This is a genomic window from Gracilibacillus salitolerans, assembly GCF_009650095.1.
Classification (GTDB): Bacteria; Bacillota; Bacilli; order Bacillales; family Amphibacillaceae; genus Gracilibacillus; species Gracilibacillus salitolerans.
Window position 1 is genome coordinate 3,344,025 of sequence record NZ_CP045915.1, and the last position, 13,269, is coordinate 3,357,293.

Consider the following 13,269-nt stretch of genomic DNA (forward strand, 5'->3'; position numbering starts at 1 on the left):
AACAATGACCTCCTATTCTTGTTCTCCGTATTCCATTTCAAAGACTTGTTGTACGTCTTTATCCCCACGACCAGACAAATTAACGATAATGATATCATCTTTATCCAACTCTTTTGCTAACTTAATTGCATGCGCGATGGCATGAGCACTTTCTAAAGCTGGAATAATACCTTCTGTTTCCGACAGCAACTTGAAAGCATCCAACGCTTCTTGGCCGGTTATAGTCACATATTCACCACGGCCAGATTCCTTCAAATTACTGTGTTCAGGTCCGATACCTGGATAATCTAGACCTGCCGCGATGGAATAGGTAGGCTTTGGGTTACCTTCTTCATCTAATAAGGTCAAACACTTAAACCCATGAATAACTGCTGGAACTCCTTCTGTTAAAGAAGGTGCTTCTGCTGGCTCTACACCAATGATACGAACATTTTCTTCGTTAATATAATGTGCAAATGCACCGATCGCGTTACTTCCACCACCAACACATGCTACAACCGCCGTCGGAAGCTTTCCTTCTTTCTCCATGATTTGACGTTTGGATTCCTCACTGATAACCGATTGAAAAAATTTCACCATTGTAGGAAACGGATGAGGACCTACAGCTGATCCAAGAAGATAAAATGTATGCTGATAGTTTTCAACAAGATCTCCTAAAGCCGCATCTACCGCATCTTTCAAACGACCTTGACCTGCCGCAACACTTTCCACTTTAGCACCTAATAATTCCATACGGAAAACATTAAGTGCTTGTCGTTTCATATCATGTTTCCCCATATAAATGGTACAGTCCATCCCAAACATTGCACAAGCAGTAGCCGTGGCAACCCCATGTTGACCAGCACCAGTTTCCGCGACAACACGTTTTGCCCCCATCCGTTTTGCTAATAGAATTTGCCCGATTGCATTATTTATTTTGTGTGCACCAGTATGGTTTAAATCTTCTCTTTTCAGATAGATTCTGGCACCCTCTTGTTGCTCGGATAGATTTTTTGCGTATGTAAGTGGATTTTCTCTGCCGACGAACTCAGTTAAAACATCCTTGAACTCTTGTATAAATGCAGGGTCATTTTTTGCCTTTTCAAACTCATTCGCTAAAACTCCTAATACTTTTTGAAGATCCTCGGGTACATAGCTTCCTCCAAATTGACCAAACAATCCTTTTTCACTCATAATCATTATCTCCCCTTTTTCTCCTAATAAATCTATTTTAATAGAAGAAAAAGAGAGACACAATTTATTTTCGGAAAATTCTCAACCTTATGATAACTTATGCATTCTATACCTCATTACTTCCGATGGATCTCTCATCACCCTATTTACTAAGAAACGTATCTGAAAAGGATATCAAAAGTAGAGAAGCAGCCGGAAACCGACTACTTCTTGTTTTTCATGCGTCCTTTTACATAATCAATAAATTCATTTGCTTTTTGTTCAGGTGGCTGTGTCGTTATACTAACCACTATAAATAGGAACGTAGCTACAATAATTCCCCAGATACCAGACTTTAAGCCAAGTAATAATCCACCTGTTGCTTCAATATAAATCACGAGAATACTACTGATTGTGACACTAACGATCACACCAGGTGCAGTACCTCTCTTCCAAAAAAATGTCCCGATTATGGCTGGCACGACTACAATTAATCCAGCAGAAGAAGCAACAGAAAGTACGGCAATTAAGTCAAGCTCTAATTGCGCAAACAAAAAGGCTAATACAGCAATTATCGGGATGACAATTTTACCGATCATTAATTGCTTACGATCGTTCGCTTCCCCTTTTACATTGCGATAGACATCTCGTGAAAATAAGGATGACAACGTTAATAAGATCGAATCAATCGTTGAAATCGCAGCTGCCATAATCCCTACCATAACAATCACACCTAAAATCGGTGGAACGACATCAGAAGATAATAACATCGGAGTTGCTAAATCGGCATTTTCTAAGCCTGGAAACAAAATCGATGCTGAAAAACCCCATACAACAGATACAACCGTATAAATAAGTCCAAAAACTAAAAAACCTAATAACATATGACGCAGGCTTTTTAACGAAGCAGGCATAAATAGTCGCTGACTTACCTGTGGATTGGAAATACTAAAGAAAAACCATGGGATAGTCAAGCCTAAAAACGTCCAGAAATTAAAAAATCCATTACCTGGAACAGCTAAAGCCTGTGGGTCATTCGCTTCAATCGACGCAAAAAATCCACTTACACCACCTAAACTATTGACAATCAGAATCACGACTATTGTAGAGGTAATGATCATGATTAACGATTGTAAGGAATCAGTCCAGGCCACCGAACGAATCCCTGCAATATAAGAGAAGACCAATGCTAACACTGTTGCAATAATAACACCAGTTGTATATGGAATTGCATCATTCGTTACCCCTTGAAGCAAATAACCAATTCCTGTTAATTGAACAGCACTGTACGGAATCAAAAACAAACTGCTTGCAACCGCCGCAACTACTGCCACCCATTTATTTTGATAACGATCACCTAACATTTCCGAAGGTGTAACGTAACCATACTTTTTACCAACTAACCAAAAGCGCGGACCAAATATTGCAACAAGGGAAACCCCCATAAAATAAATAATTTCAAATCCTAACGCTCCGACACCACCATTATAAGTAAGCCCAGCAAGTCCTACTAACATAAAAGCACTGTAAGTCGTAGCGCTGTAACTTAAAGCTGATACAAAACCATTTAATTTTCGTTCACCTAAAAAATATCCAGACATACTGTTTTGTCTGCCATTTCTTGATAAATAAGCAATCACAATAGCAATCACTACATAGATAGCGATGGTTGACCAAACTAATGTTGTGCTCATTCCTCGTCACTCCAATCTGTCGTTAAAAAGTAATTCGCCACAATGGTAATGAGCGCTAATATCGACCAAATCAGAAAGCTGCCATACCATTTAGTGACATCACTGAGGAATGTGTAAGGAATCACATAACCAAGAATAACGATGATTAAAATAATAAGTCCCCAAAATTTTTCTGTTTGATTCACTTCTCTCACCTATCCTTTCATGTCATGATTCTTATTATACAGATAATCATACACGTGTAAAGACACCTGTTAAAATTAATTTTAGACCACAAGGTTATTAAAAAAAACGCGACCAGCTTCAATAGCTGATCGCGACATTTTAATCTTCTGGAGGATCTGGATTTTGGTCTTTTAATACTTCTAATGGTGAACGTTTCTTCTTTTTCTTTTTCCAACGTTTTATATAAATGGTAGGTGGTTCATAATCATCAGATGCTGTAATATCGCGATTGGACGCACGCATAAACGACCACGCTAATAAGAACATAATAAAAATTAATGGAAAACCACCCACAATACTTGCTGTCTGTAAGGTATCCAAACCACCAAGAAACATTAAAGAGAGTGGCATAATACATAATGTAAATGCCCAGAATAATCGGTTCCATCTTAACGGTTCATTTTCCACTTCCTTTTGCGAAACAGATGCTAAGATAAATGAGGATGAATCAAACGTCGTTGCTAGAAAGATTACTGCCAGAATCGTAAAGGCTGAAACCATTAATCCTGGAAGTGGAAGTTGGCCAATAATCGCGATAATTGTTGCTGGTGCTCCAAAATCATTAATATAGCTCATCGCATCAAATTGCCCTGTTAACTGTAAATGTAAACCAAAGTTCCCCATGATACCGAAGAACAGTACACAGCCTAATGTACCGTATACCATCGTACCAAATATCATCTCACGAATCGTACGCCCTCTAGATATACGAGCAACAAACAAACCGACAAACGGTGCATATACTAGCCACCATGCCCAATAAAAGACAGTCCATGCTTCCGGGAATCCAGATTCGGTAAACTCATCTAAATCTCCAAATGGTTCTACCCATGTTGCCATTTTAAAGAAATTATCTAACAAAATACCTATAGAGTTGAATGTGGTTTCCACAATGAAACGGGTAGGACCAAGTACAAGAATAAAGGCTAAAATAAAAAGTGCTAACCATAAGTTTATATCACTTAAGAGTTTAATACCTCGGCGTAAGCCGGAATAGGCACTTACCGCAAAAATAGTCGTACAGACAAGCATGATAACAGCTTGCAACCATAAGGTAACAGGCCAACCTGTCAAATAGTAAACTCCTTCTGCTATCATTGGAGTTCCCAGAGCTAATGTAGTTCCTGCTCCACCTAACAATCCAAAAATAAAGAAAATATCGATAATTTTCCCTAATGGTCCATCTACCAAACCGCCTAAAACTGGCCTAACTGCTTCACTTACTTTTAGTACAGGTTTCTTACGAACATAAAAAAAGTACGCGATTGGTAATGCTGGTAATGTATAAATCGCCCAAGCTATTGGTCCCCAGTGAAAGATACCATAGGCAGTTGCCCACTGTATTGCTTCTGTTGATTCGCCTGCCAAACCGAATGGAGGTCCTTGATAGTAGTATACCCACTCAATAACTGACCAGTACAAAATACTGGAGCCAATACCCGCAGCAAATAACATTGCGGCCCATGAGAAAGCATTAAATTCAGGTTTTTGACCTTCATCACCTAACTTCACATGACCATTCTTACTAAATGCTACATATAATAGGAAAGCAAATATAATGAGACCCATTGCTAAATACAACACACCAAAATTAGTGGTCATAAAGGTATTAGCCATGCCGACAATTTCCTTACCTTCCTCAGGGAATAAAACTAGAGGTAAAGTCACTGCTACTAACAGTAAAAACGCTCCAATGAATGTCGGCCAATCAATTATTCGATGTTTCATCGTCTTCACACCTTCACATTCAAGATTATTTTTAACTTACCCATAATCTGCAAAAACAAACAAAAAGAGGACAATTTTTTGATTGTCCTCTTCTTACTTTTTCTTATTTTTATAATTTTGATTAGATGCATTTCTGCGAATATGAATGTTATACCAAATTAACGCAACCGCAATAATGAATATGATAATCCCAGGTACATAAATAACACCCGTTAAGTCTAAAATCATCATAACTACTAGTGCTGTCAGTAATGGAATACGAATTTTATTATAGTTCATGATATCCCCCTTTAAAACCGCTTTCATCATTTAATCCTACCATAAGTGGCGGGGGATTCATAATATTAACCAAATAATTGCTTTTTTGCTTCTAAACTCATATGTGATGGATTCCATACAGGCTCCCATACTAATTCAACGGTAACCTCACCCATTTCATCTATTTTCTGTAATCGATTTTTGACGCCATTTACAATACTATCATGCATGGGGCAACCTGGAGTTGTTAATGTCATGACTATTAATACATCATTTGATTCAAATATTTGAATGTCATAGACCAACCCTAAATCAACAATATTTATTGCTAATTCCGGATCTATTACCTCATACAAAGATTTTTCAATCACTTCTCGTTCCATCGCTTTGCCCCCTCTATTTAAATAAAACAACAATTATTGATACCGCATAAACTGTTGATACAATCATGATTATACCTTGCGCTAACCACACACCTACTGCCATTTGTGCTAACATCGAGCCAATTAATAACAATACACTAACCGTTAATACGGTAAACAGTACGACTGCTAATTTTTCATTAATCATCTCTTTTAAAGTCGGAACTTTTTCTTTTCCAATATGATCTGCATATTTTTTTGTCCACCATAAAAAAGGAACAATTTTATATAAATAACCTAAGATACTAAAAATAATCCAACAGATAATATAACTAAATAAAAGAATCCCCCAGTGAAAAGCAGATTGTACTCCTTCAAGCGCAAAAAGCACAGCAATAATATGAATGAGATTACCAAGCACAATGGCAATTAAAGAAAAGATAAATGGTTTATCTAACTTTTTTTTAAAACGATTCTGGTAAATGATTTTCATATTATACGTGAAAAGCGTAAAACCAATTGCTAATAAAAGAAAGCCAATTGATTGCACATACGCAATTTGTATCCAAAACGAAACAGATACAAATAAGAGTCCAATGATATAACTAGTGATCGCATATTTGGCATAATGAGTAGAATAACCATGTGATAAACTGAACATAGGAACCAATTTATAAGAAAAGCCGAAGATCAGTAGACTAAACCAGCCAACTACTCCGAACAAGATATGAGTATAAAAAATCGATTCATGGAACGCCACGTCTTTTGTTGCAAAACTATATGCCAACAAAAATCCTGCTGCCATTGTTAGAAAAAGCATAACTAACGCTGCAAAAACAAATGTATACATAATCGATTTTTTCTCTGTTTGGCGAAGCGTGAACACCATCTGTATTAAAAACATAGATATCCCAATCACAACAATAATCGCTCCATAAATGGAATTAGTAGGGCTGAATGCTAATAAACCAGCAAAGACAACCACTCCGGAACAACTGAATAGCAACGGGAGATATCCTAGTTTTTGTCTCCAAATACTCGTTAAAAACACAACAGGAACTAATTGATACATCGCCCCCATCGCTACAATCATCGCAAATCCTAATAATAATAAATGCGCTGCAGACCAAATATCAGGTATCCTGAAGTGCCCTTGTAAAATCGAGCCACTATTGATAAAAACGATAATCTGTGCGACAACAAATGCCATTAAACCAAAAACAATAAAACTTAATGGCAATCTAATATCGGTATCACTCTTGATATTTGCAGTTGGCATCATTTTACTCACCACGCTTTGTTATTACTATTTTAAAACTGCCGTCTTCTTGGGATTCTGTTACATGGTCAAAGCCTAATTCATCTAATTCCTCATACAAAAACATCGGTCTCCGGTCATTAACAATGGCCAACTGCTCACCACTTTCCATCGTTTCTAAGTATTTCAAGGTGCGAATCATCGGTTGAGGTGGCTCCATTCCTCTATTATCTAAGGTTATCATCCGCCTTCACCTCTTTTCGATAGATGACTTTCCAATGTTTTCTTTCGATTTTCTCAGCTTGATAGGTAAATCCCTTACGATTTAATAGTTTATGCAATGGTAGTGGTTTAAATGGTGCATGTAAAATAAAGGCTTGATTATCTTTTAAATCTTTGATAGTACCCATAATTTTATCGAATGGTTCTTTTTTTAATGCTAAATCTTCACGGACATCTAATTCGACATATTCTTCCGACATCTATATCCCTCCTATCCTCTTTATCACAGTGATACCCGTCCGTAAGACCTCCTACTTTTGGAAGTCTCCTTCTATGATAATCATTATCAATTAAAAGAGCTGTGATTTCGGTCACATTTCTCGTTATTAGTGTTTGATATCACTTTGTTGTTCACAATAAAGTGATATGTTATCAATAAAGGAGGGAATGAATTGGTAAAGAAAAAATTATTGATAGTCATTATATTGACGTATTTGTTGATTGTATTTGGTGGCTATGTAGCTTCATCCGAATCGGGAATGGGCTGTGGACCGGAATGGCCATTATGTAACGGAGCGGTGATACCCGAATTACAGGGTGATACTTTAATCGAATTTGCCCATCGCGTGATTGGACTGGTTTTGTTTTTACTGTTCAGCCAGGTTGTCATACATATCTATAGGAACGAACGATATCACCATCTTAAGTCCATTGCGTTTTACAGTTATTTGTTATTAATATTTCAAATAATAGCGGGAGCTGTCGTCGTTATTTTAGATCTGCCTGCTCTTGTCGTAACACTACACTTAGTGTTAGCAATGATTTTTTCTGGATTATTAACCTATCTCTATCGTCATACAGAAAACCCTTATTTTAAAGAAAAAAAGTCACAACACTTACCGTTATTGTTACTCACCCTACTAATAACAATAGGATTAGGTGCATATGTAAAACATACATCGATTGGTTTAACGTGTAGTTGGTTTGGTTGTCATTCAGCGTTTATCCCAACCTCACTAGAAGGATGGATACAAACGGTCCATCGAGTTTTTGCTCTTTTTAGTTTGGTTTATCTCATTTATGTGGCATTCATCTATCGCAACCGCTCCATACTCATAGCGCTCGTTTTGCTAGTTATCCAAATAACGGTTGGTGTTATCACCATCTTGACCAAGATTGACCTGTTCTGGGGCGTGTTACATTTAGCCTTTGCCACTGCTGTTTACTATTTTGTGCTTGATGCGTGGTTACAAACTAAACAGTAAACGAGGACAAGGATCGATTACCACTCTTTCTTGGATATCTCGCGCTCTTCCTCGGATATATGCCTTTATCCAAGGAAGAAGGATACTTTTCCAAGGAACAGACACGCTTATCTAAGGAAAAAACACGAGCATCCATCTTGATGTTCGTGTTTTTTCGTAAATCGAGTATTTCTTCCCAGCCTCGTTTTATCTCGGATTCGTTATTTATTTAAAACGGCTTGTATAGCAATCTTGTTAATCTACCTTGTTACTATCTTTCAACCTTCTATTTACTTCTGGTATAACTTGATTAACTAGTAAATCCATCGTTTGTTTGATCGATTCGATCGGTTGCCCACCAAAATCAACTTGTGCATGATATCGATCATGATGAAACAATTGATGTTGGTAGATTATTTTTTCTACGATTTGTTCTGGTGTACCTACAAAGAGAGTCGATTCTTTACTCGTGATAAATTCTAAATCTGTTCGAGCAGCACCCATTGCACCACCAATCCCTTGTTTCGTTAGATGCTTCCAATAGTTAGCATAATAGGGATAGAAATCCTGTTCTAACTCCAATTCTGTTTCACGAATCATCGTATGACCAGCGATAGCAACTACTGGCCTTTCCCCTTGATAGACTTCATGATAGTGTTGAACTAATCGTTGGTATTTTTTTGCGGTTCCACCAATCATTACAACTGTTAGGCCACAGCCATTGCGACCTGCTCGTTCAGCACTCTCGATCGTTCCACCAACTCCGATCGAGAGTGGTAACTTGTTCTGCAGTGGTCGTGGTGCAATCTCTGCAGCTTGTAAAGGTGGTCGGTATCTACCTTCCCATGTTACTTTTTCTTGTTGATTAAGTTGTAAAAAAAGATGTAAATGTTCGTCAAAGAGTTCGTCATAATGCTTTTCACTGTAACCAAACAATGGAAAAGATTCGACAAATGCTCCTCTTCCTGCAGTAAATTCCACGCGACCTCCAGACAACAAATCTAAGGTCGCAAAATCTTCAAATAATCGTACTGGATCTGCGGTATTTAATAAGGAAGTTAATGCTGTTAATTTGATCTTACTTGTTTGCTGAGAAATGGCAGAAAGCAGCATTTGCGGTGAGGAAACTGCATAATCCAGACGATGATGCTCTCCCACACCAAAAAGATCTAACCCTATCTGATCTGCATAGCGAGCCATTTCCACTAACATATCGACACGTTCTTTTGCCGTTAACGTTTGTTTTGTTTTTGGGTTTTCTAAGATTTCGGATAAACTATAAACTCCAAACTCCATACTGTTCTTCCTCTCTCTATTTCGTAAGTAATGCTCCCCAGTTCGACCATGGATACTGATCAGGTGGAAATGATACCGCACTGACTTCTTCTTTACGAACTGGATGAACAAATTCTAATTCGTGCGACCATAACGCAATTTGCTGGCCAGGATTGTTCACCTTTTTCCCATATTTCTGATCACCATATAGCGGATATCCCCGTGATGCAAACTGAACCCGAATTTGATGTGGTCGTCCAGTATGTAAATTGATCTTCACTAAGCTCAAGCCTTTATCACTAGCTAAAAGTTGATAATCAAGGACAGCTTTTTTTGCTTTTTGATTATTTTTTGACGAAACCGTGACGAAATTGTGACGACGGTCTTTCCACAAAAAATCCATCCATTCCCCGTTTGGTTCCGGAACCCCTCTGACAACAGCCAGGTATGTTTTATTTAATTGATTTTTACGGATTGTATCAGATAATCGGGATGCCGCTTTTGATGTTTTCGCAAATACCATCACGCCACCAACAGGTCGATCTAATCGATGAACTAGGCCTAAATAAACATTACCTGGCTTCTGATAGCGGATTTTGATATCTTTCTTCAAGATGGAGAGCAAATCCTCATCATGACTTTGATCTTTTTGCACAAGTAAATTAACTGGTTTTTCCACCATTAACAAGTGGTTGTCCTCATATAAAATATGAATATTCATAAGAAACCCCTTTTGTAAATAGTCATTGGCATTACTTATCTTAACACAAAAAAAAGATCCCCTAATACTAGGAGACCTTTATGTTTTATTATTCAACTATTAATGTTGCCACCATATCATCGTGACCAGTACCACACATGATAGAACATCTGATGGTATATTCCCCAGCTTCAAGTGTTGCTGTTTCGGAACCTTCTTCATCCAATGTAATATCTGTTCCTTCTATTTCTATACCGTGGAAACCTTCTTCGTTTGCAAGGCTTACCGTAACTTCACCAGCTGGCACAGTATATTCTTCTTGATCAAATTGCCAGTTAGAAGCTTGAATTTCAACTGTTTCGCCATCACCACTTGCAGTTTCTCCATCGTTATTTGAACTTCCTTCATCATCACCGCCACAAGCTGCAAGCACAAGTGTTAATGATAATGTCATCATGCCTAAAAGTATTTTTTTCATGATTATTTATCCCCTTTCTATTCGATTAAGTTTGTCAACCACTTACATCATAAACTATCGGCCACGACATTAATATGATTTTAATCACACTCAGATTGTGATGTTGCTCACTTTATAGCAAAACAAAATAACTTATGCTTAAGTCAAATCACATAGATAGGAGGTTCACAAAATGTATTCCAGTACCAAAAAATCAAACGAATCCATGTCAGGAACAATCGCCTCTGTCACTATTGTTGCTTTAGTCATTATTTTAATGTGGGCAGGTGTATTTGCCATTTATATGGCTAGAGTGTGATGTACTACTTATTATAACGGTTGAATTCTTAATTTCTCTACTATTACGTTACATTTTTCACAAAACATTCATATTTAGAGGAGGGCATAAGTCAATGAGTAAATTAGAAGAAATTTGGATGACAGTTAGTGTTGGTGTTCTCGTTATCTTTATGGTAATTGTCGGATACCAAACCTATGCCTTGGGGATGGGGCCACCAAGTCATAAAGAAACGATCGATCCGCAAAAAGTGGAACAAACCGCTCCATTTGATAACCCTGGCCTAATTGACCTCGGTGACAACAAATACGAACTTGTTATGACGCTAGAAGCGTTTGCCTTTAACCCAGGAAATGTCGAAGTGCCGGTTGGAGCAGAGGTCGAATTTACCATGACCTCAAAAGATGTATCACATGGTGTTCAAATTCCAGGAACAAATGTAAATGCGATGGTATTACCTGGTCATATTCAAAAAATTACACATACATTTGATGAACCTGGTGAGTATCTCATTTTGTGTAATGAATATTGCGGTACTGGACATCAAGCAATGTTTACTACGATTACAGTGAAATAAGGAGGGACCAAAATGGAACAGGCAAAAAATATTGGAATCAGAGAAAATGTAATAAGTAATTTAGGAGTTAACCCTCAGGATGCTAAAATTTCGCTGACTTATTTCACCATTTCATTTGCAACATTATTAATTGGTGGTTTATTAGGGTTAATTCAAGGATTAGAACGCGCTGGTCTTTATTCGTTACCCGCAGGATTTAATTATTATCAAGTCTTATCCGCACACGGACTTTTATTATTGGTAGTTTTTACTGCTACATTTACAATCGGGTATCAACTTGCGAACCTCTCCCATTCTTTTAATGGATTATTACCAAAAGTTCGAAAAATGATCTGGATTGGTATCGTATTAAAGGTAATTGGTGTTGTACTTGCCGTAACCATGATTGTCTTAGGTGAAGCATCTGTATTATACACTTTCTACCCACCATTGGCAGCACACCCAATCTTTTACATTGGGCTAGTTCTACTAGTGTTAGGTATTTGGTCTGTCGCTTTTGGTGTATTTATCAACTATCGTCATTGGCGAAAAGAAAACCCGGGCAAACCAACACCAATTCTTGCTTTTTTTGCAATGGGTGTGTTTGTACTATGGTTCTTCGCTAGTCTCGGTGTAACCATTGAAGTATTTATGATTATCCCTTGGGTATTAGGATGGGTGGAAACAATTAATGTGATGGTAACAAGAACACTATTTTGGTGGTTTGGTCATACCCTTGTTAACATTTGGTATCTTGTTGCTACTTCTGCATGGTATATTATTGTTCCGAAAATCGTGGGAGGTAAACATTTCAATGAGAAATTAATTCGTTTAGTTGTTATTTTACTCGTTGTATTGAACATCCCAGGAGGTTTCCACCATCAAATTATCGATCCTGCTATCTCCATATCCATTAAATTCTTACACGTATTCATGAGCTTGTCGATCGCTGTTCCATCATTAATGACTGCTTTTGCCATGTTCTATGTGTTAGAAAAAGCTGGACGAAAAAAAGGTGGAAAAGGATTATTCGGATGGTTTAAGAAGCTACCATGGGGCGATGTTCGTTTCCTTGCACCAATGATTGCGATGATTGCCTTTATTCCGGGTGGTGCAGGTGGTATTGTCAACACAAGTAATCAAATGAACCAAGTCATTCATAATACCATGTGGGTGGTTGGACACTTCCACGTCACCGTTGGGGTATCCGTGGTGCTTACGTTCTTTGGTATTTGTTACTGGTTAATTCCACACTTATCCAAGCGTCAATTAACACCGAAAATGAATAAAATTGGTGTGATTCAAACTTGGATTTGGACGATTGGCATGACGATTATGGCTGGTTCCATGCATTTAGCTGGCTTAGTCGGAGATCCTCGTCGTACTTCTGATACAACATATGCTGGTCATGAAACAGCATTAAGCTGGTTGCCATATGAGTATGTCTTCGCAACTGGAGCAACACTACTATTGATAGGTGTCATTATTCAGGTGTATGCCGTGTTTAACATGATGTTCTTTGCTCCAAAAGGCAAAACAGAATACCCTGTTTCCGAGCCGGAGGATGATCAGCCAAAAGTTCCGATGTGGACAGAACGCTGGGGATTATGGGCCATTGTATTACTTGCTGTCGTAGCAATGGCATATGTTATTCCAATTGTAGACATGATTGTTAATGCACCTCCAGGATCTCCACCAATCAAAACTTGGTAACTATTTAATGATGAGAGAGGACGGGACGCATCATCATTTTCACACTAGTGATATATAAGATATCCTCTCTTCCTTAGATCATATCAGATTCTCCTCCTTGGATATTACCGTTTATCCAAGGAAGAGG

General features: G+C 37.9%; 16 protein-coding genes. 4 read left to right on the plus strand and 12 right to left on the minus strand.

Annotated elements, in window-relative coordinates:
* Nucleotides 1–12 precede the first annotated feature (12 nt).
* The 9 genes from trpB to GI584_RS16045 all read right to left on the minus strand — a co-directional run bounded on the left by trpB (nucleotide 13) and on the right by GI584_RS16045 (nucleotide 7,159).
* A complete protein-coding gene (gene trpB / locus GI584_RS16005) occupies nucleotides 13–1,179 on the minus strand; it encodes a tryptophan synthase subunit beta (protein ID WP_153791826.1) in 1,167 nt (388 codons plus the stop codon).
* A 197-nt stretch (nucleotides 1,180–1,376) separates the two neighbouring features.
* A complete protein-coding gene (locus tag GI584_RS16010) occupies nucleotides 1,377–2,846 on the minus strand; it encodes a sodium:solute symporter family protein (RefSeq protein WP_100359776.1) in 1,470 nt (489 codons plus the stop codon).
* Nucleotides 2,843–3,031, minus strand: coding sequence for a hypothetical protein (locus tag GI584_RS16015; protein ID WP_100359775.1), 189 nt, complete (start codon nucleotides 3,029–3,031; stop codon nucleotides 2,843–2,845). The genes GI584_RS16010 and GI584_RS16015 overlap by 4 nt, the downstream gene beginning before the upstream one ends.
* A 139-nt stretch (nucleotides 3,032–3,170) precedes the next feature.
* Nucleotides 3,171–4,799 (minus strand): BCCT family transporter, encoded by a 1,629-nt coding sequence (locus GI584_RS16020; protein WP_153791827.1) that lies wholly within the window; start codon nucleotides 4,797–4,799, stop codon nucleotides 3,171–3,173.
* Between the two features lie 93 nt (nucleotides 4,800–4,892).
* A complete protein-coding gene (locus tag GI584_RS16025) occupies nucleotides 4,893–5,078 on the minus strand; it encodes a hypothetical protein (protein ID WP_100359773.1) in 186 nt (61 codons plus the stop codon).
* Nucleotides 5,079–5,143: 65 nt separating this feature from the next.
* A complete protein-coding gene (locus tag GI584_RS16030) occupies nucleotides 5,144–5,440 on the minus strand; it encodes a metal-sulfur cluster assembly factor (protein ID WP_100359772.1) in 297 nt (98 codons plus the stop codon).
* 13 nt (nucleotides 5,441–5,453) lie between these two features.
* The gene (locus GI584_RS16035; RefSeq protein ID WP_194842011.1) at nucleotides 5,454–6,698 is read right to left on the minus strand and encodes a hypothetical protein; all 1,245 of its coding nucleotides are present in this window, start codon (nucleotides 6,696–6,698) and stop codon (nucleotides 5,454–5,456) included.
* 4 nt (nucleotides 6,699–6,702) lie between these two features.
* Nucleotides 6,703–6,918, minus strand: a complete 216-nt coding sequence (locus GI584_RS16040; RefSeq protein WP_100362456.1) for a DUF2249 domain-containing protein — start codon at nucleotides 6,916–6,918, stop codon at nucleotides 6,703–6,705.
* Nucleotides 6,905–7,159, minus strand: coding sequence for a DUF2249 domain-containing protein (locus tag GI584_RS16045; protein WP_153791829.1), 255 nt, complete (start codon nucleotides 7,157–7,159; stop codon nucleotides 6,905–6,907). Before GI584_RS16045 ends, GI584_RS16040 begins: the two co-directional genes overlap by 14 nt.
* A 192-nt stretch (nucleotides 7,160–7,351) precedes the next feature.
* Between GI584_RS16045 and GI584_RS16050 the strand changes: the two genes are divergently transcribed.
* Nucleotides 7,352–8,164, plus strand: coding sequence for a COX15/CtaA family protein (locus GI584_RS16050; protein WP_153791830.1), 813 nt, complete (start codon nucleotides 7,352–7,354; stop codon nucleotides 8,162–8,164).
* 234 nt (nucleotides 8,165–8,398) lie between these two features.
* On the opposite strand, the gene GI584_RS16055 is transcribed toward GI584_RS16050, so the two are convergent.
* From GI584_RS16055 to GI584_RS16065, 3 genes are all read right to left on the minus strand, one after another.
* Nucleotides 8,399–9,439 carry an LLM class flavin-dependent oxidoreductase gene (locus tag GI584_RS16055; RefSeq protein ID WP_153791831.1) on the minus strand — a complete coding sequence of 347 codons (1,041 nt, stop codon included), beginning with the start codon at nucleotides 9,437–9,439 and terminating at the stop codon, nucleotides 8,399–8,401.
* Between the two features lie 16 nt (nucleotides 9,440–9,455).
* Nucleotides 9,456–10,139 (minus strand): RluA family pseudouridine synthase, encoded by a 684-nt coding sequence (locus tag GI584_RS16060; RefSeq protein WP_153791832.1) that lies wholly within the window; start codon nucleotides 10,137–10,139, stop codon nucleotides 9,456–9,458.
* A gap of 88 nt (nucleotides 10,140–10,227) precedes the next feature.
* On the minus strand, nucleotides 10,228–10,596 hold the full coding sequence (locus GI584_RS16065) for a cupredoxin domain-containing protein (protein ID WP_100359766.1): 369 nt from the start codon (nucleotides 10,594–10,596) through the stop codon (nucleotides 10,228–10,230).
* Nucleotides 10,597–10,768: 172 nt separating this feature from the next.
* Here GI584_RS16065 and GI584_RS16070 point away from each other — a divergent pair, with 172 nt between their 5' ends.
* The 3 genes from GI584_RS16070 (at nucleotide 10,769) to GI584_RS16080 (ending at nucleotide 13,142) form a co-directional block, all read left to right on the plus strand.
* Entirely contained in the window at nucleotides 10,769–10,894 is a 126-nt protein-coding gene (locus tag GI584_RS16070) for a cytochrome c oxidase subunit 2A (RefSeq protein WP_100359765.1), read from the plus strand.
* Between the two features lie 94 nt (nucleotides 10,895–10,988).
* Nucleotides 10,989–11,450 carry a cytochrome c oxidase subunit II gene (locus tag GI584_RS16075; protein WP_100359764.1) on the plus strand — a complete coding sequence of 154 codons (462 nt, stop codon included), beginning with the start codon at nucleotides 10,989–10,991 and terminating at the stop codon, nucleotides 11,448–11,450.
* A 12-nt stretch (nucleotides 11,451–11,462) separates the two neighbouring features.
* Entirely contained in the window at nucleotides 11,463–13,142 is a 1,680-nt protein-coding gene (locus GI584_RS16080; RefSeq protein ID WP_153791833.1) for a cbb3-type cytochrome c oxidase subunit I, read from the plus strand.
* The last annotated feature ends 127 nt before the right edge of the window (nucleotides 13,143–13,269 follow it).